This is a genomic window from Achromobacter sp. (assembly GCF_050285585.1).
GTDB lineage: Bacteria > Pseudomonadota > Gammaproteobacteria > Burkholderiales > Burkholderiaceae_B > Achromobacter.
The window spans coordinates 55648-77606 of record NZ_JBLZXF010000001.1 but is presented as its reverse complement, the minus strand read 5'-3'; the positions used below and the strand labels follow the sequence as shown (position 1 = coordinate 77606).

Below are 21959 nucleotides of genomic sequence, written 5' to 3'. Positions count from 1 at the left end.
ATGGAACTGACTGCTATCAAACCCGCAAAACCCCGGCGCCGCCGCCTTCCCGCCAACGCGGCGGTAGGCGGAGCCATCATCGCCATCGTCCTGGCCGCGGCGCTGCTGGGCGCGGTATGGACCCCGCGCGATCCGCTGGGCATCAGCTTCGCTTCCCGGCTCAAGCCGCCCAGCGCGCAATTCTGGCTGGGCACCGACGAGTTCGGCCGCGACGTGCTCAGCCGCCTGATGGTAGGCGCGTCGACCAGCGTATGGATCAGCCTGCTGACGGTGTCGTTCGCGATCGTGCTGGGCACGGCGATCGGCGTGCTGACCGGTTTCGTGCGAGGCTGGACCGACCGCATCATCATGGCCTTCAACAACGCCCTGCTCGCCTTTCCCGGCCTGCTGCTGGCGCTGGGCCTGCTTGCGGTGGTGGGGGCCAACAAGTACGGCATCATCCTGGCGCTGGGACTGGCGTATACCCCGTCCGTGACCCGCATCGTGCGCGGCACCGTGCTGTCCCTGCGCGAGCGCGAGTTCATCGAATCCTCGCGCGTGCTGGGCAATTCGGAGGCGTACACGATGGCGCGCCACGTGCTGCCGAACTGCGTCGCGCCGCTGACGGTGCTCGCGACCTCGATGTTCGGCTGGGTGATCCTGGCGGAGAGCGCCTTGTCCTTCCTGGGCCTGGGCGTGCCGCCACCCGCTCCGACCTGGGGCAACATGCTGGCCTCCGCCCGTCCGTTCATGGCGCAGGCGACCTATCTCAGCATCTTCCCGGGCATCTGCATTTCGCTCACGCTGCTGGGCATCAACCTGCTGGGCGACGCCGTGCGCGACCGCCTCGACCCTCGCATGCGCACGGGTGAATGACATGACGATCGAGAACCGGAATGCCGCCGCAACGCTGGTGGATGTGAACGGCCTGACGCTGACGGTGGGCGCCGGCGGCAGGGAAATCGTCAAGCGGGTCAGTTTCTCCATCAAGCCCGGGGAACTCGTGGGCATCGTGGGCGAGTCCGGCAGCGGCAAGACCCAGGCGGCGCGCGCGCTGCTGGGCCTCACGCCCCCGCCGCTGGTGCGCTCGGCCGGCACGATCACCTTCGAAGGCGTGTCCCTGACGGACGCCCGCCCGGCCGTCTTGCGCAAGCTGCGCGGCGCGCGCATCGGCATGGTGTTCCAGGAACCCATGACCTCGCTCAACCCGTCCATGAAGATCGGCCGCCAGCTCGATGAAGGATTGGCGCTGCACCGCAGGGAACTTCCCCCCGCCCTGCGCAAGCGGATGATCCTCGCCATGCTGGCGCGGGTCGGCCTGCGCGATCCGGCCGCCGCCCTGGAGGCCTGGCCGCACGAGTTCTCGGGCGGCATGCGCCAGCGCATGATGCTTGCGGCCGTGATGCTGCTCGAGCCCGCCCTGCTGGTCGCCGACGAGCCCACCACCGCGCTGGACGCCGTGGTGCAGCGCGACGTGCTGGAACTGATGCTCGAGCTGACGCGTGACCGCAATACGGCGGTGCTGATGATCAGCCACGACCTGCCGATGGTGGCGCAGTACACGGAACGCATGATCGTGATGCGCCACGGGGAGATCGTCGAAAGCGGCGCCACCCGGCAGATCCTGGACCGTCCGGCGCACCCTTACACCCGTCAGTTGCTGGCGGCCATGCCTCACCGGGAGCCCGCCCGGCCTATCCCGCCGCAGGCGCCCATTGTGGACGTGCGGGGGCTGCTGGTCGACTACGCGGGCCGCCAGCGCCTGTTCGGCCGCACGCCCGCCAAACGCGCGCTGCATGGCATCGACCTGCAGATCCGCCCGCGTGAAGTCGTGGCGGTGGTCGGCGGGTCGGGATCGGGCAAGACCACGCTGGGCCGCGCCATCGCGGGGCTGCTGGTTCCCACGGATGGCGGCATCTACTTCCGGGGCAGGCCCATCGCGCAGGCGGGCGCCGCCTGGAACGACTATCGCCTCAATTGCCAGATGGTGTTCCAGGACCCCTATTCGTCGCTTAACCCGCGCATGACCGTGGGCGAACTCACCGTCGAAGGCCTGCGGCAGGTGAGCGGCATGTCGGGCGCGCAGAAGATGGCCCGCGTCGACGCCGTGCTGGCCGAGGTGGGATTGGGCCCCGAATACGCCCGGCGCTACCCCCACGAGCTGTCGGGAGGCCAGCGCCAGCGCGTGGCGATCGCCCGCGCCATCGTCCGCCGGCCCGCGTTCGTGATCGCCGACGAGCCGGTCTCGGCGCTAGACGTCACGGTGCGCGCCCAGGTGCTCAAGCTCTTCGCCGAGCTGCAACGGCGCCATGGCTTCTCCTGCCTGTTCATCAGCCACGACCTGGGCGTGGTCGAACAGGTCGCGGACCGCGTGGTCGTGATGCAGGACGGGAAGATCGTCGAACAGGGTCCGCGCGACCGGATCTTCGACGCGCCCCAGCACCCCTACACCCGCAAGCTGCTCTCGGCCATTCCAGCGCTCGAACCCAACGAGAACGGCGGCGTGCGCCTGAAGTGGCGATTCGATCAATGACACCCGGCAAGCCGGGACCCTAGGAACAGACATGGAAGCAGAAGCATTCTTCCCGCTGGTGGAAGTATCAGGCACGCCTTACGAGCGAGGATTGCAGCACGGCCGCCTGGCGCCGGCGCGCGTCAGGCGCAGCGCCGACATCTATGCCCGGGCATTGCAGCAGCTCCAGTTTTCCCCGGCGGACCTGCAACGCCTCATCGCCGCCTTCTCGCGCTCGATCGGGGATTTCGAGCCCGCCTACCTGGACGAGATGCGCGGCATTGCCGCCGGCGCGGGCGTCTCGTTCGAGGACGTGCTGATGATCAACGCGCGCACCGAGATCGTGGCGCAGGCCCGCCGCGCCCGCAAGGCCGGCGGGGCGGAGCCCGGAAGCGATGAATGCACGGGCGCCGCCATCCTTCCCGGCCGCAGCGCCAACGGCAATTTCCTGCAGGGCCAGAACTGGGATAACCGCCAGGATTGCGCCGACACCATCATCATCCTGCGCATCCTGCGCGAGGACGGGCCGGATGTGCTGACTTTCGTGGAGGCAGGCGGCCTGGCGCGCTACGGCATGAATTCCGCGGGCATCGCTCTGAACGGCAACGGCATGTCCTCCAGCCGCGACTACCAGCAGGATGGCGTACCGCTGCCGCTGGTGCGCCGCAAGGCGCTGGAGCAGGAACATTACGCCCTGGCGCTGCAGGCCGTGACCGCCACGCCCAAGGCGTGCTCGTGCAATCTCATCCTGGGCACGCAGCTGGGCTTCGCGCTGAGCCTGGAATGCGCGCCGGACGAAACCTTTCTCGTCTACCCCGAAGACGGCCTGCTGGTCCACGCCAACCATTGGGTCAGCCCCGTCGCGCTGGGCAAATTGAAGGAAACCGGCATCGCCGGCTCGCCGGAGAGTCTTTATCGCGATCAGCGCGTCCGCCAGCACCTGGCCGCCGCCGGCCGCAGCCTGGGCACGCGGGAACTCAAGGCGGCCTTCGCCGACACGCACGCAACGCCCTTCTCCGTCTGCCGGCCGGGGCGGGTCAGCGCCCAGGGCTATCCCTCCTGCACCACCGCCACGCTGATCATGGAACCCGCCGCCGGCATCCTGGAAGTGGCGCGCATGCCCTGGCGCCACACCGCCTACGCCCGCTATTCGCTGGAGCGGGGCTCCCCGCTTTCCTTCTGAACGTCTCCTGGCAGAAAACCGATCTCATCAAGGACCCACCATGAAACGACCTCTGTATGCGCTCACCGCCCTGGCCACCCTCCTGACGGCCGCGGCGCCATCCCTGGGCGCCACGGTATTGCGCGTCCATCAGGACGCGGACATCCGCAGCAGCGATCCCGGCGTGAACCGCGACGCCAATACCGACACGGTCGTGCTGCATACCGTGGAAGGCCTGGTGGGCTACAACGCGAAAGGCCAGCCCTCGCCCCTGCTTGCCGAGAAGATCGATGTCTCCGACGACGGCAAGACCTATACCTTCCATCTGCGCCAGGGCGTGACCTTCCACAACGGCGCCCCCTTGACCGCCGATGACGTGGTCTGGAGCTGGAACCGCTACATGAATCCCAAGACCGGCTGGCGCTGCCTGACCGATTTCGACGGCCGCGTCGGTCTGAAGGTCGAAAGCGCCGCCGCCATCGATCCGGCCACCGTCGTGTTCAAGCTGAACAAGGCGGCGCCGCTGTTCCTGGATTCGCTGGCCCGCAACGACTGCGGCATGACCGCCATCACGCACCGGGACTCGGTCAAGCCCGACGGCACCTGGGACAAGCCGATAGGCACCGGCCCCTTCCGCTTCGCCGAATGGCGCCGGCGCGAATACATCAGCCTGACGCGCTTCGAGAATTATGCGAACCGGCCCGGCCAGCGCGACGGCTATGTGGGCTCCAAGCGCCCGCTGGTCGACGAAGTGCGCTTCGTCGTCATCTCGGACCCGGCCACGGCCAAGACCGCGCTGGCGAGCGGCGCGATCGACCTGATGTCCAAAGTGCCCTATTCCGAGGTCGCGGAACTGAGCCGGAACCAGGCCATCGGCACCACCGTCGTGCCGCAGCTCGCCCCGTCGACCCTGACGATCCAGACCCGCGACAAGCTGCTCTCCAACCCCTACCTGCGCCAGGCCATCGCGGCGGCGCTGAACTACAAAGAGCTGGTCGCCGGCGTCACCTACGGCCTGGCCGAACCCAACAACTCGCTGGTGCCCGTCGTGTCTCCCTACTACGGCGACGCCGAAAAGCAAGGCTATGCCTATGATCCCGCCAAGGCCAAGGCCTTGCTCGCGAAGGCCGGATACCAGGGCGAGAGGATCGTCATCTCGACCAACAAGCGCAACCTGCCCAACTACGACGCGGCGGTCATTACCCAGGCGATGCTGCAACAGGCCGGCATCAATGCCGACATCGAAGTGCTGGAATGGGGCGCCCAGCAGGACAAGTGGCAAAAGGGCAACTACCAGATGATGTCCTTCTCCTATTCGAGCCGCATGGATCCCGCCCTCAGCTATGAAGCCGTCACCGGCGACAAGGCCACCCAGCCGCGCAAATTGTGGGATGACCCCGGCGCCCGCGCGCTGCTCGAAAAGGCGACCAACGCCACCGCTCCCGCCGAACGCCAAGCCGTGCTGGACCAGTTGCACCGGCTGATGCTCGAACAGGTCCCCGTCATCCCGCTGTTCAACACCCTGAGCACCGGCGCATACCGCAAGAACGTCAAGGGCTTCGAATCGTCGATTTTCGGCACGCCGCAACTCTGGGAAGTGTCGAAGACCGAATAGGAACGCCGCCATGAATCACACGCTTTATCTGCTGGGCGACATCAATCTCAAGGGCGTGGACGACGCCACGGGCCTGTTCGATCAGTTCCGCCAGCCGCTGCTGGCGGCCGATCTGGTCTTCGCCAACCTGGAATGCTGTCTGTATGACCTGCCCGAGCATGCGCGGGAGCGCCGGGGCTTCTACACGTCGCCCCGCCATGCCCAGGCGCTGCGCGACGCGGGCCTGCAGGCGGTGGGCAACGCCAATAACGTCAATATCGGCCACGAGGCCGTGCTCTCGTCGCTGGCCGTCCTCCGGGCCGCGTCCCTGCCCAGCGTCGGCGCCGGCGCGGATTCCGCCGCGGCGCGCGCGCCCTTGATCGAAGTGCGCGATGGCGTTCGCTACGGCTTTCTGCAGCGCACGGCGGTGTACTGGCCGGACAACCACGAAGCCGGCGCCCATCAGGCCGGGGTGGCCACCATCAAGGCGCACACGGCCTACCGCCCGCGCCTGGAGACACAGGCGGCGCGCACACGCCCGGGCGTTCCTCCCGACGTCCTGACCTGGGCCTGCCCCGAATCGCTGGCGCAGTTCCGCGCCGACGTGGCGGCGCTGCGCGCGCAGGCCGACGTGGCGATCGCCTCGCTGCACTGGGGCTACCGCCGCGAGGTCCTGCAATACCAGCGCGAATACGCGCACGCGGCCATCGAGGCCGGCGCCGACATCGTGCTGGGCCACGGTCCCCACATGATCCTGCCCGTCGAACTGCACCGGGGCAGGCCGATTCTCTACGGCAGCGGCAATTTCTCGTTCCAGGTGGCGCACCAGGCGGATGCGCACACCGAATGGACCGGCATGATCGCCCGCGTGGAGGTCCGCGACGCGCGGCCGGCCGCCCTGCACTTCAGTTTCGTCCAGCGCAACCCGGCCAACCAGACCTTGCACGTGCCCGCATCCGCCGTGGCGCAGGAACGCGATCTTCTCGTCCAGTCCTCCGCCGCGCTTGGCGCCAGGCTGTCCGCCGATGGCGACGGCCTGCGCCTGGAACTCGATGGCCCCCGATCCTGAACCCCGATTCCCTATTGCATCCCTCTATGAAATACGCTCCTTTTCCCCTGGTCTCGATCTCCGGCAGCCCCTATGAACGCGGCCTGCAGTACGGCAAGGCCGTGCCCGCGCGAATCGCCCACAGCGCCCGCCATTACCGCGGCGAGCTCGACAAGCTCGGCATGAGCCCCGCGGCCCAGGCCGCGCTGATCAAGGAATTCGCCGATCAGATCCAGGGATTCGATCCCGGGCACGCGGAAGAGATGCGCGGCATCGCCGAGGGCGCCGGCTGCGACTTCGACGACGTCGCCCTGATCAATGCGCGCACGGAAGTCATCGCCAAGGCGCGCCTGCTGGCCAGGATGGGCAATGTGGACCCCGCCGAGGGCGAATGCACCGCCGCGCTGGTCATGCCCGCGCGCAGCGCGACGGGCCGGCTGATCCACGCCCACAACTGGGACTGGGACCCGGACGCCTGCGACAGCACCATCGTGCTGCGCGTCACGCTGGAAACCGGCCTGGTCTTCCTGACCCTGGTCGAGGCCGGCGGCCTCGCGCGGCACGGCTTCAACTCGGCCGGCATCGGCCTTACCGGCAACTACCTCAGCAGCGACCGAGACTACACGCAGTCGGGCGTGCCCTTGAGCAGCGTCAGGCGCGCGGTGCTCTGCCAGGAGCACGTGGCCATCGCCATGCAACTGATCGCCGCCACGCCGAAAGCATGTTCCAGCAACATGATCGTCAGCCAGGCCGGCTGGGTGATCGACTTCGAGTGCGCGCCGGACGAAAGCTTCACGCTGCTGCCGCAAGACGGCATCCTGACCCACTCCAACCATTTCATGAGCGAAGTGGCGCTGGGCAAGCTGCGCGAGGACGGGCTGAAGAACGCCGTGGATACCTACTACCGGGCCTGGCGCGTGCGCGAACTGCTGGAGGCCTGCGGCCCGCGGATCGCCGTCGCCGACGTGCGGCGCGCCCTCGGCGACGACTGGGCGACGCCCTATTCCGTCTGCCGGCCGCCCCGCGGCACGCTGACCGGCGGCCGTTCCGCCACCGTCGCCACCCTGGTGCTGGACACGGCCGGCGGCACCATGGACATCGCCGTCATGCCGTCGTTCGGCCAGTCGTTCACGCGTTACGGCCTCGCGGGCGACGCCCATCCCATCGATTGATCCCCCTGTCCACTGGAGCCGCTCCCGTGAAAAAGCACCTCATCGCGCTGGCGCTGGCCGCCGCGTGCGCCGCCGGTCCGGCCCCCGCCTCGGCCCGGCCGCTCACCGTCGTCCTGAACGCCGATATCCGCAGCACCAATCCCGGCGTGAACCGCGACGGCAACACCGATGGCGTCATGCTCAACATCGTGGAAGGCCTGGTCGGCTACGGCGCCGACGGGCTGGTCAAGCCCTTGCTGGCGGAACGCGTCGCGCTATCGGACGACGGGCTGACCTATACCTTCACCTTGCGTCCCGGCGTGCATTTCCACAACGGCGCTCCGCTCACCTCCGCCGAAGTGCTGTGGAGCTGGGAACGCTACATGATGCCCGCGACGGATTGGCGCTGCCGCAGCGAGTTCGACGGGCGCAACGGCTTGAAGGTGACCGACGTCAGCGCGCCCGATCCGCGCACGTTCGTGATGCGCATCGACAAGCCCCAGGCCCTGTTCCTGGACTCGCTGGCGCGCACCGACTGCGCCATGGCCGGAATCATCCACCCCGATTCGCTGAACCCGGACGGCAGCTGGAAATCGCCCGTGGGCACCGGCCCGTACAAACTGGCCGGCTGGACGCGAGGCCAGCAGATCAGCCTGCGCCGCTACGCCGAGTACGTCTCGCCGCCCGGCGATGCCCCCGATGGCGCCACGGGCAAGAAGCAAGCCCTCGTCGACGACGTGCGCTTCCTGGTCGTTCCCGACGCCTCCACGATCAAGGCGGGCCTGGCCTCGGGCGCGCTGGATATCGCCAAGGTCCAGAACATCGACGTGCCCGAGGTGACCAAGAACGGACGGCTGGCCATCGCCGAAGACCTGACGGGCGGACGCAACGCCATCCTGTTCCAGACCCGCGACCCGCTGATGTCGAACCCGACGTTGCGCCAGGCCCTGGCGGCGGCCATCGACGTCGAGCAAGTCGTCGCCCTGGTCACGGACGGCAAAGGCATACCCAACGGCTCCACGATCAAGACCGGTTCGTACTATTACAGCGACACGCAGAAAAAGCGCGCGGCCTTCGACCCCGCCCGTGCCCGCGCCCTGCTCAAGGAGGCCGGCTACAAGGGCGAGCGGATCCGCATCACCACCAACAACCGCGAGAACATTCCGAGCCTTAACGTGGCGATCGTGGTGCAACAGATGCTGCGCGAAGCCGGGGTGGAATCCGACATCGATATCGTCGAATGGGGCACGCACATGGACCGTTTCCTGAAAGGGAACTACCAGGTCATGGTCCACTCGTACTCTTCTCGCATCGATCCCGCCTTGAGCTTCGAGCATTTCACCGGCCCCAAGGCCACGCAGCCGCGCAAGGTATGGGACAGCCCCAAGGCGCAATCCCTGCTAGAGCAGGCGGCCGTGGTGTCGGACACGCGGGAGCGTCAGCGGCTGTTCGACGCCCTGCACCTGCAGATGCTGGACGAGGTGCCTCTCATCATGCTGTTCAATCCGATGGAGCCCTGGGCGGTATCGCGCAAGGTCCGGGGGTTCCAGCCCTGGGAAGGCATGCCGCGCCTTTGGGGAGTGTCTTTCGAGCCCTAGAATTGTGTCAAAACCTGGCATGACCGCGCGGCCTGCCCGCGCGCGCGACACGGCTGGAAACATCCGGACAAGATACCGCGGATAGGCGCGCCTACGATGTGGGGCTCGATGCGCGCCGCCGACGCGCGCCAGGAGTCCGGATGCGCGTACTGCACTCGCTCAAAACCCGTGTCGCGGCCCGCTTCGCCAGCGTGGGCGCCCTGGTCGCCGCGGGCAGCGTGGCGCTCTATGGCGCCTACGGCAAGATCAACCGCAGCGCCGAGCCCGTATTCACCCCGGGCGCCGCCATCCAGACCGGCCAATGGCACGTGGTGCCGCGCCGCGCCTGGGTCTCGGCCTCCCGGACCTATGACGTGCCGCTGAAACCGGGGGCCACCGCCCTGGTGCTCGAAGCGGACCTGACCAACCGCACCGCCGAATCCAGCAGCGACTACCTGGGGGTGTTCCATTGGCGGGCCCCGGCGGGCCTGGCCATCGGCAAGCCCGTCGTGGTGGGCTTGCGCGATGCACAGCAGATGCCCTACCTGCAGCCCGGGCTGCCGGAGCGCGTTGCCTACATCTGGATGCTTCCGCCCGCCGCCGCGGCGCCTTCGCAAGCGGCGTTCGCGGTGGAAAGCAAGACCTACAAGCCCATCGACAACCTCTACGGCGCGCCGGGCTGGTTCAACCCCGCCATCCTGGGCCGGGTAGAGCTGCCGGTGGCGAGGGGGAACGAACCGGAGCCGGCTTCGTGAGCGCGCGGCTGGGCTCGCTGCTGCTGATTCTCGTCGCGGCGCTGGCGCTGTATGCCATGCAACGCAGCACGCCGCGCTATATGGACCTGACCGGCCCCATCGCCGAGCGCGGGACCATGGGCAAGGCGGTGGACACCCGCTCGTTCGAAGCCACGGTGCAGCGCGTGCAGTTCGCGCAACGGCTGCAATACCGGCGCCTGGGCAACGTCCAGGTCCGCGAGACAGGCGGCGTCTGGGCCATCGTGTGGCTGCGCCTGGCCGCCGCCGACACATCGGCCACGGTCGCCGAAGCCGCCTGGCTGGGCCCGGATGGCCTGGCCTACCGCCATACCGACCGCCTCTCGCTCGCGCGCGGCGTGCCGCCTTACTTCCTGGACCCGGGCCTGCCGCGCACGGTGCGGCTGGTGTTCGAGATCCGTCCCGACCAGGCCCGTGGCGCCACCCTGCTGCTCTCCTCGCGCTACGGACCGCGCCTGGACTCGCAGGCCCGCATCGCGCTGGACGACGTGCCGGTCGATGCCGACGGCCGGCCGCAAGCCGCCGCCCGATACGACCTGGACGAGGAGAGCGCGCCTTGAACGACGTTTCGCCCGACGAACGCCGCTGGCGCCGCCGCAGCCTCTGGCTGCTGCCGCCGCTGCTTCTGCTGACCCTGTTCTGGAACGGCCGGGAAAACGCGGCCCGCTGGCTGGAAGAACGCGAGCTGCGCCCGCGGGATGTCGCCGCCGGCGCGCAGGCGCCGCTGGGCGGCGCCCAGTGGCGCCTGCATGAATTCAACACGCTGGAACCGCCCGCGAAAAGGGGTTGGCTGCCCGGCTCGCGCGCCGCCCTGGCCGTCTTCAAGGTCCACGCGGAATCCCCCGACCTGCCCACGCGCTGGCGCGGCTGCCGGATCGCCCTGCACGACGCGCGCGGCCGCACCTGGCTGCCCGCCGTCGACCCGGTGCTGCGCATTCCGCCGACGGCGGCGCGCGGCTGCGTCGCCGCCGCCCATCGCGGCCTTGCGCCCGGCTCGAGCATCGATGTCATCGAAGTCTTCATGGTGCCGCGCGACGCGGTCCCGCCGTGGTCGCTGTCCGTCTCCATGGAAAGCGACCGGCCGGACTACCTGCGCTTCACGCCGCAAGCGGCAGGCGGGCCCGAGCCGCGCTGAATGCAATCAAGCCGCCGGCGCGGCCACCGCGCGGCGCGACTGCCACGGCGCGAACGCGCTTTCCAGCACGGCGGCCAGGAAGCAGATGCGCAAAGGCTCGATCAGCAGACCCGTGGACGAATCCCGGAACGGGCTGCCAAACAGCAGCGACACCACTTGGCCCAGCATCTGCCAGGTATACAGGTCATGGGCCCCCATCAGGCGCGACGCGCCGTACCACAGCCACGCGCCTCCTCAATCGATCAGGCGATAGCCCACGATCAGCGTCACCAGCAGCAGCGTGCCGCTGTGAAAGGCCAGACGCACGCCATTGGCCAGCGGCAGATAACGCTTGCGATAGCCCGCCACGAAATGCTCGACGAAATCGCGCAGGAAGCGCGGCACCGAACGGTAGCGCTCGCCCAGGCGCTGCAGCCGGTCATAGCGCCGCAGTTCCGCATCCTCGCGCACGTCGTAGCCATAGACCAGCGCCGCCATCACCAGCCAGATCACGGGCAGCAAGGCATAGAAGAACAGACGCGTCAGCGCGGCGCCCCAGCTCGGGCCCTGCGCCTCTGCCGGCACCATGCCTGCCGCCCAGGCATCCTGAATGGGCGTCAACGCGTTCAGCAGGGATTGCAGCAGCGCATCCAGCCCGCGCTTATCGACCAGCCATTGCCAGGCCTGGTCCTTCCAGCGGCTGATCACGTAGAGGCCGATGAGAATCCAATTGGTCTCGCACAGCACCACCAGCCACTGCCAGCCGCCGCGCCGCGTGCGGTCGCGCGCCGCCACCGCCGCCTTGCGCACCAGCCAGGAGATCGCAACCGATACCAGCAGCCAGCGCGAATCCAACGCGTCCAGCACCTGGCCGTGCTCGCCCAGCGGGTCCAGGCCATAGGCGAGCCGCGAATACTGCCGCACCGTATCGCCCAGAAAGCCCCAGGCCGCGTAGTAAGCGAAAAATGGCAGCAGCGCCACCGTCAGGGCCTGCCCCAAACGCCCCTTCCCGCCCTCCGCCGCGCCGCCCGCGCGCGCCGCTTCTTGCGCGCCGCGCAGCGCCGGCAGCCCCGGAAGCAGCACCAGGAACATGGCCACCGTCGTCACCAGCTGGGCCAGCGCAACCAATGTCAGCACCGCCAACCCGGACAGGTGGTTGGCGAAACCGACGTGCACCGCCACCCACAACAGCACATCGTGGGCCAGCGCGCCTCCCGCCACCAAGGCCATCAATTGCGGCCAGAACCGCAGCCACAGCCTGCCTGTGAGCGCCCATGGCGCGAGAACGGGCTCGAGCATTTCGCCACCCTGTCGTTGCGCGGATTGAAGCGATCGATCTTAATGCGGGCCCCCGGGGCCGGACTGTTACCGCTTGCCACGATTGCGCACAGGGTGTCAGCGGCCCCTGCGCGCCTCAGGAATGCTTGCTGATGGCGCGGGCCGCCCGTATCACCAGCGGCCCCAGTTCGTTGCGCGCCCGTTCCAGCGACCAGCGCGGTTTCGGCACGGAAATGTTCACCGCGCCGACGGGCAGGCCCTTGTCGTCATGGATCACCGCGGCCACGTTCAGGTCCCCCACGTAGAACTCCTCGTCCGCGTAGGCGTACTGGTCCCGCCGGGCCTCCTCGATGAACGCGCGCAGCCTGCCGATATCGGTCGTGCTGCGCGGCGTGTGCTTGATACGCGCGACGCTGCGCAGCTTGCGGTCCAGCTCCGCGGGCGGCAATAGCGCCCACAGCGCGCGGCCCGACGCGGACGCCACGCACGGAATCCGCGTGCCCACCGGCATGTACTCCGGAATGTGCCTGGCGGGCGCCACGCGCATCACGAAGACCATGTTGTCGAGGTCGTCCGGCACGCCCAGGTTGACGATTTCGCCGCACTCCTGGTTGACCTGATGCAGCACGGCATGGGCATGCTGGAACGTGGGTTGCCGGTAGAGATAGCTGTACCCCAGCCCGACGGCCTTCACCGTCACGCTGTAGCGCTTGCTGCGCGGGTCCTTGAACAGATAGCCGCTGTGCTCCAGCGTATGCGCCACGCGCTGCGCCGAACCCATGGTGATGCCGTTTTCCCGCGCGATTTCCTGCAATGTCAGCGAAGCATGGGCGCGAAACGATTCCAGCACGGCCAGGCCTTTCTCCAGGGACTGGATCGTCAAAGCGGAAGGTTCGGGCATCTGGACTCCGGGCAAAGACGCAGCCGCGGCCCCAGGCAAACCCTAGGTGGTCTGCCCGCGGGACGCGCAGTATAAAAACGGTCAGAGATATCTCTATCCGTATTTTGTTATCGAATAGCGATAACAACACACAAAGGACTGGCAGCGCAAGTGTCCACCACGCCGGATTTGACGCGTTCTTCTTCCCAGGCGCCCGCCCTGCCCGCGGCGGTCGACGTCGCAATCATCGGCGCCGGCATCATCGGCGTAAGCACCGCGCTCGCGCTGGCCCGCGCCGGCGTGCGCGTCGCGGTGCTGGAAAAAGGCAAGGTGGCGTGCGAGCAGTCCTCGCGCAATTGGGGCTGGGTGCGCACCCTGGGGCGGGACCTGCCCGAAGTTCCGCTGGCGCTGCGCGCAAACCAGCTGTGGGGCGAGATCCAGGCCCTGACCGACGTGGGTTTCCGCCGCAGCGGCATCCTTTATCTGCAGGAATCGGACGCCGATGCCGCGGGGCACCAGGCGTGGATCGACGGCGCGCGCGCCCACGGCGTCGATGCCCGGCTGCTGGACAGCCGCGAGTCCCGCGGCATGTTGCCGCAAACCGCGCGCGGCTGGACGGGCGCCATGTACAGCGCCACCGATGGCGTAGCCGAACCGCAGTTGGCCGCGCCCGCCATCGCGGCGCTGGCGCGCGCCTCGGGCGCGCAGGTCCTGGAGGGCTGCGCGGTGCGCGGCGTGGAGCTTTCGGCGGGCCGCGTCTCCGCCGTGGTCACCGAACATGGCCGCATCGCCGCCTCGTCCGTGCTCGTCGCCGCCGGCGCCTGGTCGCGGCTGTTCTGCGGCAACCTGGGCGCCGACTTTCCCCAACTGAAGGTCCGGGGCTCCGTGCTGCGCACCACGCGTGTCGATGCCGGCCCCGCCGCGGCCGTCAACGGCAAGAACTTCACCTGCCGCAAGCGCGCCGACGGCGGCTATACCGTATCCCAGTTCGGCGCATCGATGGCCGACGTGGTGCCGGACAGTTTCCGGCTCATGCGCCATTTCCTGCGGTCCTGGCTGGCCAACCGCGACTTCGTGCGGCTGCGCTTCGGCAGGCGCTTCTTCGAAGAGCTGGGAATGCCCCGCCGTTTCCCCTCGGACCGCGTCTCGCCCTTCGAGCGGCATCGCGTGCTGGATCCCAGCCCGTCGGCGCGCGGCATCGAACAGGCGTGGAGCCGCCTGGTGCATGCGTTCCCCGTGTTCCGCGATGCGCGCATCGCGCAGTCCTGGGCCGGCTACATCGACGTGACCCCGGACGCGATGCCGGTGATGGACGCGGTGCCCGACCTGCCCGGTCTGTATCTCGCCTCGGGCTTCTCGGGGCATGGTTTCGGCATAGGGCCGGCCGCCGGCGAAGCCATGGCGCACTTGATCCAGGGCCGGACTCCCGCCATCGACCTGCACCCCTTCCGCTACGGCCGCTACGGCTCCTAGGAGATATCCCCCATGCCCACACGCGCACCGGCTCCCTCGGCCCCACGTCGACTGGCCCGCCGCGCCGCCCTCGCGGCCGGCCTGGCCGCCCTGGCCGCCCTGGCCCAGCCGTCCGTCGCGCGCGCCGACACCTGGCCTGACAAGCCCATCCGCATGCTCGTGGGCTATCCGCCCGGCGGCGGCACCGATACCGTGGCGCGCGTGCTGGCCCAGCAGTTGGGCAAACAGCTGAACCAGCCAGTCGTGGTGGAGAACCGCGCCGGCGCCAGCGGCACCATCGCCACCCAGCAGGTCATCCGCTCCGAGCCCGACGGCTACACGGTGCTGTTCGCCACCGCCTCGCCGCTTACGGGCGCGCCGCTGACGGTCAAGGGCCTGACCTACGATCCGATGAACGACCTGATCCCCGTTTCCCGCATCGGCGGCGGCCCCTTCATCCTGGTCGCCAACCCGGCGTTCCCGCCGAACACGCTGCCGGAGCTGGTCGCCTATGCCCGCGCCCGTCCGGGCGTCGTCAATTACGCATCGCCGGGCGTGATGACCGCCAACTATTTTTTCTCCGAGCAGCTGAACATGGACGCGGGCATCAAGACCGTGCACGTGCCCTACAAGGGCAGCGCCGCCCTGCTGAACGACGTCATGGCCGGGCAGGTCCAATACACGCTGGACACCCCGGGCACCACCCTGCCGCTGATCAAGTCCGGCAAGCTCAAGGCGCTGGCCATCTTCAGCGAGAAGCGCCTCGACCGCGCGCCGGATATTCCCACCGCCAAGGAAAGCGGATTCCCCAATATGGTGGGCGGCTCCTGGTACGGCCTGCTGCTGCCCAAGGGCACGCCGCCCGAGATCGTGGACGCGCTGTACAAGGCCACCAAGGTCGCGCTGTCCGGCGAGGAGGTGCGCCACGCCATGGAGGAACGCGACGTGATCATCGAAGGCAGCACGCCGGACCAGTTCCGCGCCTATCTGCATGCCGAATTCAAGCGCTGGCAAGGCGTGACCGAGAAACTGGGCATCAAGCCGCAGTGACCCGCCCGCCCCGCGCCCACCCGCAAACCGCCCCGCGCCGGAGACCCCAATGCCCGCCACGCCCTATGCGCCCGACCTGACCTCGGGCAGCGCCCCGACCTCCATGCGGCCCACGCTGGCGGGCCTGAACCACATGATCTCCGCCGGCCACTACCTGGCCACCCAGGCCGGCATGGACATCCTGCAGGCCGGCGGCAACGCGGTCGACGCGGGCGTCGCAGCCGGCATCGCCCTGGGCGTGGTGCAAAGCGACATCGTCAACTTCGGCGGCGTCGCGCCCATTCTCGTCTACCAGGCCAGCACCGGACGCGTGTCCAGCATATCCGGGCTGGGCGGCTGGCCCCAGGCGGCCCGGCTGGATATCTTCCTGGAAAAGCACGGCGGCACCATCCCGGCCGGCGTGCTGCGCACCGTCATCCCCGCGGCGCCCGACGCCTGGATCACCGCGCTGGAACGCTTCGGCACCCTGGGCTTCGGCGAAGTCGCCGCGGGGGCGATACGCCTGGCGCGCGAAGGCTTCGTCATGTACCCGCTGATGGCGGAAGTGCTGGCCGAAAACGAGAAAAACTACGCGCGCTGGGCCTCCAGCGCGGCCATCTACCTGCCAGGAGGCAAACCGCCGCCCGCCGGTTCCATCTTCCGTCAGGCCGATCTGGCCGCCAGCATCCAGTACATGGCCGACGAAGAGCGCCGGAGCCAGGGCCAGGGCCGCCTGGCCGGCCTGGCCGCCGCGCGCCGCGCCTTCTACGAGGGCGACATCGCGGCAGCCATCGTCAAGTACCACAAGGAGGAAGGCGGCCTGGTCACCCGCGACGACCTGCGCGATTTCTCCGTCGAGGTCGACCCGGCCCTCTCCACCGACTTCCGCGGCACCCAGGTGCATAGCTGCGGCTTCTGGTGCCAGGGGCCATCGCTGCTGCAGATGCTGAACATCCTTGAGCCGCGCGACCTGCGCGCCCTGGGCCACAACAGCGCCCCCTACATCCATCTGCTGACCGAAACCATCAAGCTGGCCTTCGCCGACCGCGAAGTCCATTACGGCGACCCCCGCCACACGCAAGTGCCGCAGATGGAGCTGCTGTCCAAGGACTATGCGCGCGCCCGGCTGGCCCTGATCGCCGCCGATCGCGCCGGCCCCGACATGCCGCCCGCCGGCCGCCTGCCCGAGGCCCGCGGCATCGACCTGCGCCCGGCCGGCCCGGACGACTTGGCGCGCACCGATCCCAGGCTGGACACTTCCTATGTCGCGGTCGTAGACAAAGACGGCAACGCATTCTCCGCGACGCCCAGCGACGGCTCCTACAACGTGCCCGTGATCCCGGGCACCGGCATATGCGCGTCGGGCCGCGGCAGCCAGTCCTGGGCCGAGGCCGGCCATCCCTGCGCCATCGGCCCCGGCCGCCGGCCGCGGCTTACGCCGAATCCCTCCCTGGCCATCCGCCCCGGACAGTACGTCATGCCTTTCGGCACGCCCGGCGGCGACGTGCAGTGCCAGGCCATGCTGCAAACCTTCCTCAATATCGAAGTCTTCGGCATGGAGGTGCAGCAGGCCATCGAAGCGCCACGCTTCGCCACCTTCAGCTTCCCATCCTCGTTCGAGCCGCACAACGCCATGCCCGGCCGGCTGATGATCGAAGGCCTGATCGCGCGCGAAGTCGGCGACCAGCTGGCCGCCATGGGACACACCGTCAAATGGTGGCAGGACCGCAACTGGCGCGCCGGCGCCATGTGCGCGGTGAAACACGACCTCGCGGCCGGCATCCGCTACGGCGGCGCCGATCCCCGGCGGCCGGCGTATGCGGCGGGATGGTGAACCGCCGCCGATCCGGGCCAGGCAAGACGCGCAGGAAAGCGGCTACAGCGTCTGGAGCGCCACGTCGATGACATCCAGCAGGCACTGGCGGCGCAGCGGGGCTGGGCTGCCCTTGCCTAGCACGCGCATTCCCTGCATGGTGCCGACAAAGAACCTCGCCAGCGCCCGCGGACGCTTATCCGCCGCGACCGCGCCCGTTTGCTGCCCACGCAGGATCAGCTTTTCCAGCGCCTGCTGCAGACGCTGGAAGTTGCGCGCCACCAACCCGGCGACCGCGTCATCCTGGCCCGCCAGTTCCAGCGTGGCATTCGCCACCAGACAGCCGCGCCGCTGAGGATCGCCCAGCTCATCCTCGGCGACGCGCATCAGCAACCGCCGGATCAAATCCTTCGGAGCCCCGGGGCCGGCCAGCAACGCGACGTTGGCCGCGGTCACCGCCTCATAGCGGCGCAGCGCCTCCTGATAAAGCCCCTGCTTGTTCTCGAACGTGCCATACAGGCTGCTGCGCGACAGGCCCGTGCCCTCGACCAGGTCCTGGATCGAGGTTGCGGCATAGCCGCGCCGCCAGAAAACCTGCATGGCGGCATCGGCAATCTCGTCGGGTTCAAACGCTTTGCTGCGCATGATGGTTGCATACTGGAATGATCGTTCCGGATACTGTACGATCCGGCTTCTGAAGCGTCAAGAACAGCCGGGACGTTCATCGTCCGGCCCAGAAAGCGCTGGCGCGCCGACGCACCCACGCCTCGCACCGCGAGAGGAAAAAACACCGCATCGCCAATCTGCGGTTTGCTGGACACAGGGCATCACGATGTTGGAAACCCTTCTTTCCGCCGTACCGCTGGAAGCGCTGGCCGTACGAATGCTGGCCACGGCGTTCGTCGTCATGGCCGTGTCGTGGGCCGTGGGCGCCTTCGGCCCCCTCATCGGCGGCGCGCTGGCCGGGCTCCCCATCATCCTGGGGCCCGGGTTCTATTTCCTGGCCGCGCAAGCCCCCGCCGCCTTCGTCGCGCAGACCGCCTCCTATGCACTGCTCTCGCTCTGCGCCACGCAGTGCTTCCTGCTGTGCTATATCGCGGCAGCGGCAAAAACGCCGCCCTGGCTGTGCCTGGCATGCGCCGTGTCCGCCTGGCTGGCGGCCGCGCTCGTGCTGCGGCTGCTGCCCGCGCACCCCGCCGCGGGCGCCCTCCTGTTCATTGCGGTCACCGCGCTCTGCCTGCGCCTGGGCCGGCGGTTCGTCCTGCCCCGCGGCCCGGCAAAAGGAAAGGCCGGGTTCGGCCTCCTCGCCGTGCGGGGCCTGCTTGCCGGCACGCTGGTCGCGGTCGTCACCGGCGCAAGCCAATGGCTCGGCGCCACCGGGGCCGGCCTGCTCCTGGCCTTTCCCATCGGCTACAGCGTCGTTGCCGTCACGATCCACCAGAAGCTCGGCACCGCCAGCCTCATCGCCACCCTCTATTCCGCGCTGCTCGGCACGGCGAGCCTGGCGGCCTTCTGCGCGGCGCTGGCGTTCGCGGCCCCGCGCTGGACGGCCGACGCGGCGCTGGCAGCCGCGCTGGCGGCTTCCATGACGCTTACGCTGGGCCTGGTTCTCAGGCGGCGGCACCTGGCCGCGCCCAGGTTCCGGTAGCGCCCGCGCATGGCTGGCCGGCGGCTACGGCGCCGAAGGCGGCCTTTACGCGTAGCTGCGGGTCCGCGGCGCGGCTGCCGGCGCGGCCTGGCCGCCGCCGATGCACAAATCCAGAAACGCCGCGATTTTCTCTTCGACATGGCTGTCGACGGTCCTGAGCCGCAGCAGCGGGAGGCCGCTGACCTCCAGGATGCGATTCTTCAATGCGTCTCGCTCGGCTTGCCGGGGCGCCGCGTGCGACTCGCCGTCCACCTCGATCACTCCCAAGGGCGCCTTGCCGACCCGGAAGTACAGCACGAAGTCGCAGCTGGCCTGGTTCGCGATGAACTCCCGCTCGCGCGCCGTCAGCGCCTCGTTCGACGCCGACGCCAGTTTGCCGAGCGCGATCTGGGTGTGGAACATGATGCCCTGATAGGCGTCCAGCGCCAGGGTCTGGCGCAATATCTGCGCCACGATCTGCTCGGATTTGAATTGCGTATCGTCGGGCCGCAGCCTGGCGTTCAGCCGTTCGAGCGACTGGTCGTATTCCTTGTAAAGCAGGTCGAAAGCCGAAATGACCGGAGCGCGGATGATCTGCGCTTCATCTGCGTAGTATTCGATGTAGCGCACCAACGCGGCGACGTGCCCGTTCCTCCGGGAAAAAACCTCGTCGCCGGTCACCAGCGTAAACCTGTCCTTGGCGCGCGATACGGCCACATTCACCAAATGCGGATCGTCGACGAAATCCAGGCGATCCTGGCTGTACCGGCTCTTGTCCAGCACCGTCGAGAACACGATCTCGCTGCATTCCCGCCCCTGGAACTTGTGCACGGTGTCCTTGACGAAATCCTTGGGCAGGCGCCTGCGGGAAAGCGAGACCTGCGCGTTGTAGGGCGCAATGAATCCCCGGCTCCCGCCGGCGCCGTCCGGATCGATCTCGCCGCCTCGCTCCAGCACCGCGAGCAAGGAGTCGATCTCCCTCTGGTTCTCGTTGCTCCGGGCGTGGTTGCCCTTGGCGGTGACAAGCAGCCGGAGCGCCTGTTCGCCGCGGTCCTGCGTCATCGGAATGAGCTGGCCGCCGTAGAACTGCTGGTTGCAGAACTGGATGATCCTCGGGTGGCAACGATAGTGCTCCTTCAATAGCGTCGCGGGCAGCGCGCTGCCGAACACGCCGATGCAGGAATCCAGCATGCTGTACCTGTCGCAGTCGTAGTATTGCGCGGGCGGAGCAAGGCCCAGGTTCGCGGGAATGTGCGGCAGCTGCTTTCTGTCGCCGACGACGATCAGGTTCCGGACGCAGGCCAACGCCAGCACGCCCGGGACGATGTCCTGCTGGGAGGCCTCGTCGATGATGGCGTAGTCCAGAACCGCGCCCTTCCCGATCGAATTGATGATGGAGTGGGTGCTGCTGCTGATGATCGGATAACGCCTCACGAACGCGTCGAACTTCTTGCGGTAGGTGTCCGCATCGAATTCCTCGGACGGAACCGGACGCCGATGCAAATACCCCTTCAGGTGCGCCATCGACGAAGCCGTCAGGTCGTCGAGCAGCGCGTCGAAACGGCCCGCGGCGAGCCTCTCCTGGCACGCCGCCAGTTTCGCCGACGTCTCCTGCAGCGCCTTGTCGTAGTAATGCAGCTGCAAGGCGTGGATCGCGGACTTGCGCCGCTCCCGGGCCGCGAAAGGCTTGAGGCGGAGAATCCGGAAATCCATGAAGAGGCGTATCCTGTCCCCGAGCCGGATGCGCTGGTCGGACAGGTAGTCCAGGTAGGCGATCAGGTCAGTGGCCTTCCGCGCGGAAAGCCGGTATTTCTCCAGCGGAACAGGCGCCGGCTCTACCACATGCTCGCGCTGCCATTGCAGCAGGCGCTGGCGCTCTATTTCCAGTTCGTCGATTTCCGCGCGCAACGCCGCGGCGGCATTCTGGTCGTGAAGGCGCTGCTTCACCTGCCCCAGCACGGCTTCGATATGCCGCAAGTCCGGCGCGGATGCGGGCGCCTCGATGGGCGCCGCGGGCGCATCGGCGAAAAACGCCTTGCGATTTTCCGTGCTGCCCAGCCTCGCCACCAGATGGCCCAAACCCGCCCTGTCGAGCTTTTCGCAGACGTTTTCGACCGCCGTATTGTTGTTGGACAGGATGGCGACGGTCTTGCCGCGCAGCAGGATATTGGCGACGATGTTCAGTATCGTCTGCGTCTTGCCGGTGCCGGGCGGGCCCTCGACCAGGCTGACTTGCGAGGCGAAAGCCTGTTCCACCGCCTGAAGCTGGCTTGCGTTCAGACCAAAGGGGTAGACCAGGCTTTCCGCCGGCTCCCGCGGCGCGTTGCTTGCGGTGCAGTAGGCATGCAAGGCCGTGCCCGCTTGCGGGACGAGGCCCTCCAGTTGGCGCAGCACGTTCTCCGCGATGGCCCTGTCGTCGTCCGACTCGGCCCCCTCCACCCTGGCCTTGGCCACCGCCATCAGATAACGGAAGACTTCCTGCTCCTTGATCGGCGAGACCTGCGCGAACACCAGGTTCTCCGCCTTCATGACGTAAGGAGCGGCTCTGCCCGGGTAATACACGGCGGCATACTTGCCGCCGTACAGCACGGCCCGATCGATCTCGTTGGACACGACCCCGCCTTTCTTCCCCAGGAGCTTGCCCTGGACCGTCTCGGTCGGCACGATTTCGCACTCGCTCAGCGGTGACGAATACTGCTTGCCCGAGGGGAAATGGCAAGTCAGCATCAGCTCGCCGTCCTGGGGACGGCACCATACTTTCCAGTCGCTGATCTGCCGGGTCTTATCCTGACCCTTTACGTGGATGGACACCATAAGAACTCTTGAATCCGCAATGTACTCAGCCTGATACCACGAGGCGCCGGCCCCATCAAGCCCTGGCCCGCGTCCGGGTCCCGGCCCACGGCATCGGATATCGGTATCCCAAGATGCGCAATCGGGGCCGGATCTCGGTTCCCGCTACACGTTCAC

Annotated in this window: 19 protein-coding genes; 14 read left to right on the top strand and 5 right to left on the bottom strand. The window is 68.2% G+C overall.

Annotated elements, in window-relative coordinates; genetic code table 11:
- From ACN6PJ_RS00370 to ACN6PJ_RS00325, 10 genes are all read left to right on the top strand, one after another.
- Entirely contained in the window at positions 1 to 855 is an 855-nt protein-coding gene (locus ACN6PJ_RS00370; protein WP_427993906.1) for an ABC transporter permease, read from the top strand.
- Between the two features lies 1 nt (position 856).
- Positions 857 to 2512, top strand: coding sequence for an ABC transporter ATP-binding protein (locus ACN6PJ_RS00365; RefSeq protein ID WP_427993905.1), 1656 nt, complete (start codon positions 857 to 859; stop codon positions 2510 to 2512).
- 31 nt (positions 2513 to 2543) lie between these two features.
- Positions 2544 to 3674: a C45 family autoproteolytic acyltransferase/hydolase gene (locus ACN6PJ_RS00360; RefSeq protein ID WP_427993904.1), complete on the top strand. Its 1131-nt coding sequence runs from the start codon at positions 2544 to 2546 to the stop codon at positions 3672 to 3674.
- A gap of 40 nt (positions 3675 to 3714) precedes the next feature.
- The gene (locus ACN6PJ_RS00355; RefSeq protein WP_427993903.1) at positions 3715 to 5268 is read left to right on the top strand and encodes an ABC transporter substrate-binding protein; all 1554 of its coding nucleotides are present in this window, start codon (positions 3715 to 3717) and stop codon (positions 5266 to 5268) included.
- Between the two features lie 10 nt (positions 5269 to 5278).
- On the top strand, positions 5279 to 6316 hold the full coding sequence (locus ACN6PJ_RS00350; protein ID WP_427993902.1) for a CapA family protein: 1038 nt from the start codon (positions 5279 to 5281) through the stop codon (positions 6314 to 6316).
- A gap of 26 nt (positions 6317 to 6342) precedes the next feature.
- A complete protein-coding gene (locus tag ACN6PJ_RS00345) occupies positions 6343 to 7467 on the top strand; it encodes a C45 family autoproteolytic acyltransferase/hydolase (RefSeq protein ID WP_427993901.1) in 1125 nt (374 codons plus the stop codon).
- A 26-nt stretch (positions 7468 to 7493) separates the two neighbouring features.
- On the top strand, positions 7494 to 9044 hold the full coding sequence (locus tag ACN6PJ_RS00340) for an ABC transporter substrate-binding protein (RefSeq protein ID WP_427993900.1): 1551 nt from the start codon (positions 7494 to 7496) through the stop codon (positions 9042 to 9044).
- Positions 9045 to 9184: 140 nt separating this feature from the next.
- The gene (locus ACN6PJ_RS00335; RefSeq protein WP_427993899.1) at positions 9185 to 9778 is read left to right on the top strand and encodes a hypothetical protein; all 594 of its coding nucleotides are present in this window, start codon (positions 9185 to 9187) and stop codon (positions 9776 to 9778) included.
- Positions 9775 to 10356: a hypothetical protein gene (locus ACN6PJ_RS00330; RefSeq protein ID WP_427993898.1), complete on the top strand. Its 582-nt coding sequence runs from the start codon at positions 9775 to 9777 to the stop codon at positions 10354 to 10356. Before ACN6PJ_RS00335 ends, ACN6PJ_RS00330 begins: the two co-directional genes overlap by 4 nt.
- A complete protein-coding gene (locus ACN6PJ_RS00325) occupies positions 10353 to 10931 on the top strand; it encodes a hypothetical protein (protein WP_427993897.1) in 579 nt (192 codons plus the stop codon). The genes ACN6PJ_RS00330 and ACN6PJ_RS00325 overlap by 4 nt, the downstream gene beginning before the upstream one ends.
- A gap of 6 nt (positions 10932 to 10937) precedes the next feature.
- On the opposite strand, the gene ACN6PJ_RS00320 is transcribed toward ACN6PJ_RS00325, so the two are convergent.
- From ACN6PJ_RS00320 to ACN6PJ_RS00310, 3 genes are all read right to left on the bottom strand, one after another.
- Positions 10938 to 11129, bottom strand: a complete 192-nt coding sequence (locus ACN6PJ_RS00320) for a hypothetical protein (protein ID WP_427993896.1) — start codon at positions 11127 to 11129, stop codon at positions 10938 to 10940.
- A gap of 36 nt (positions 11130 to 11165) precedes the next feature.
- A complete protein-coding gene (locus ACN6PJ_RS00315; protein ID WP_427993895.1) occupies positions 11166 to 12209 on the bottom strand; it encodes a hypothetical protein in 1044 nt (347 codons plus the stop codon).
- Between the two features lie 115 nt (positions 12210 to 12324).
- Positions 12325 to 13089 (bottom strand): IclR family transcriptional regulator, encoded by a 765-nt coding sequence (locus ACN6PJ_RS00310; RefSeq protein ID WP_427993894.1) that lies wholly within the window; start codon positions 13087 to 13089, stop codon positions 12325 to 12327.
- Between the two features lie 150 nt (positions 13090 to 13239).
- On the opposite strand from ACN6PJ_RS00310, the gene ACN6PJ_RS00305 reads away from it, so the two are divergent.
- From ACN6PJ_RS00305 to ACN6PJ_RS00295, 3 genes are read left to right on the top strand one after another with little or no spacing between them, the layout of a single operon-like run.
- Positions 13240 to 14541 (top strand): NAD(P)/FAD-dependent oxidoreductase, encoded by a 1302-nt coding sequence (locus ACN6PJ_RS00305; protein WP_427993893.1) that lies wholly within the window; start codon positions 13240 to 13242, stop codon positions 14539 to 14541.
- Between the two features lie 12 nt (positions 14542 to 14553).
- The gene (locus tag ACN6PJ_RS00300) at positions 14554 to 15570 is read left to right on the top strand and encodes a Bug family tripartite tricarboxylate transporter substrate binding protein (protein ID WP_427993892.1); all 1017 of its coding nucleotides are present in this window, start codon (positions 14554 to 14556) and stop codon (positions 15568 to 15570) included.
- 49 nt (positions 15571 to 15619) lie between these two features.
- Positions 15620 to 17383 carry a gamma-glutamyltransferase family protein gene (locus tag ACN6PJ_RS00295; RefSeq protein ID WP_427993891.1) on the top strand — a complete coding sequence of 588 codons (1764 nt, stop codon included), beginning with the start codon at positions 15620 to 15622 and terminating at the stop codon, positions 17381 to 17383.
- Between the two features lie 42 nt (positions 17384 to 17425).
- On the opposite strand, the gene ACN6PJ_RS00290 is transcribed toward ACN6PJ_RS00295, so the two are convergent.
- Complete coding sequence (locus ACN6PJ_RS00290) at positions 17426 to 18007, bottom strand: TetR/AcrR family transcriptional regulator (protein WP_427993890.1); 582 nt, start codon at positions 18005 to 18007, stop codon at positions 17426 to 17428.
- Positions 18008 to 18194: 187 nt separating this feature from the next.
- Here ACN6PJ_RS00290 and ACN6PJ_RS00285 point away from each other — a divergent pair, with 187 nt between their 5' ends.
- Positions 18195 to 19010 (top strand): hypothetical protein, encoded by an 816-nt coding sequence (locus ACN6PJ_RS00285; RefSeq protein WP_427993889.1) that lies wholly within the window; start codon positions 18195 to 18197, stop codon positions 19008 to 19010.
- A 45-nt stretch (positions 19011 to 19055) separates the two neighbouring features.
- Here ACN6PJ_RS00285 and ACN6PJ_RS00280 read toward each other — a convergent pair whose 3' ends face one another.
- Positions 19056 to 21803: an AAA domain-containing protein gene (locus ACN6PJ_RS00280; protein ID WP_427993888.1), complete on the bottom strand. Its 2748-nt coding sequence runs from the start codon at positions 21801 to 21803 to the stop codon at positions 19056 to 19058.
- Positions 21804 to 21959 lie beyond the last annotated feature (156 nt).

Excerpts from the sequence above, each read along its gene's own strand:
- ACN6PJ_RS00360 (WP_427993904.1), top strand. The coding sequence starts at position 2,544 with ATGGAAGCAGAAGCATTCTTCCCGCTGGTGGAAGTATCAGGCACGCCT.
- ACN6PJ_RS00295 (WP_427993891.1), top strand. The coding sequence starts at position 15,620 with ATGCCCGCCACGCCCTATGCGCCCGACCTGACCTCGGGCAGCGCCCCG.
- ACN6PJ_RS00365 (WP_427993905.1), top strand. The coding sequence starts at position 857 with ATGACGATCGAGAACCGGAATGCCGCCGCAACGCTGGTGGATGTGAAC.
- ACN6PJ_RS00345 (WP_427993901.1), top strand. The coding sequence starts at position 6,343 with ATGAAATACGCTCCTTTTCCCCTGGTCTCGATCTCCGGCAGCCCCTAT.
- ACN6PJ_RS00290 (WP_427993890.1), bottom strand. The coding sequence starts at position 18,007 with ATGCGCAGCAAAGCGTTTGAACCCGACGAGATTGCCGATGCCGCCATG.
- ACN6PJ_RS00285 (WP_427993889.1), top strand. The coding sequence starts at position 18,195 with ATGTTGGAAACCCTTCTTTCCGCCGTACCGCTGGAAGCGCTGGCCGTA.
- ACN6PJ_RS00300 (WP_427993892.1), top strand. The coding sequence starts at position 14,554 with ATGCCCACACGCGCACCGGCTCCCTCGGCCCCACGTCGACTGGCCCGC.
- ACN6PJ_RS00320 (WP_427993896.1), bottom strand. The coding sequence starts at position 11,129 with ATGGGGGCCCATGACCTGTATACCTGGCAGATGCTGGGCCAAGTGGTG.
- ACN6PJ_RS00350 (WP_427993902.1), top strand. The coding sequence starts at position 5,279 with ATGAATCACACGCTTTATCTGCTGGGCGACATCAATCTCAAGGGCGTG.
- ACN6PJ_RS00280 (WP_427993888.1), bottom strand. The coding sequence starts at position 21,803 with ATGGTGTCCATCCACGTAAAGGGTCAGGATAAGACCCGGCAGATCAGC.
- ACN6PJ_RS00335 (WP_427993899.1), top strand. The coding sequence starts at position 9,185 with ATGCGCGTACTGCACTCGCTCAAAACCCGTGTCGCGGCCCGCTTCGCC.
- ACN6PJ_RS00315 (WP_427993895.1), bottom strand. The coding sequence starts at position 12,209 with ATGCTCGAGCCCGTTCTCGCGCCATGGGCGCTCACAGGCAGGCTGTGG.
- ACN6PJ_RS00370 (WP_427993906.1), top strand. The coding sequence starts at position 1 with ATGGAACTGACTGCTATCAAACCCGCAAAACCCCGGCGCCGCCGCCTT.
- ACN6PJ_RS00355 (WP_427993903.1), top strand. The coding sequence starts at position 3,715 with ATGAAACGACCTCTGTATGCGCTCACCGCCCTGGCCACCCTCCTGACG.
- ACN6PJ_RS00310 (WP_427993894.1), bottom strand. The coding sequence starts at position 13,089 with ATGCCCGAACCTTCCGCTTTGACGATCCAGTCCCTGGAGAAAGGCCTG.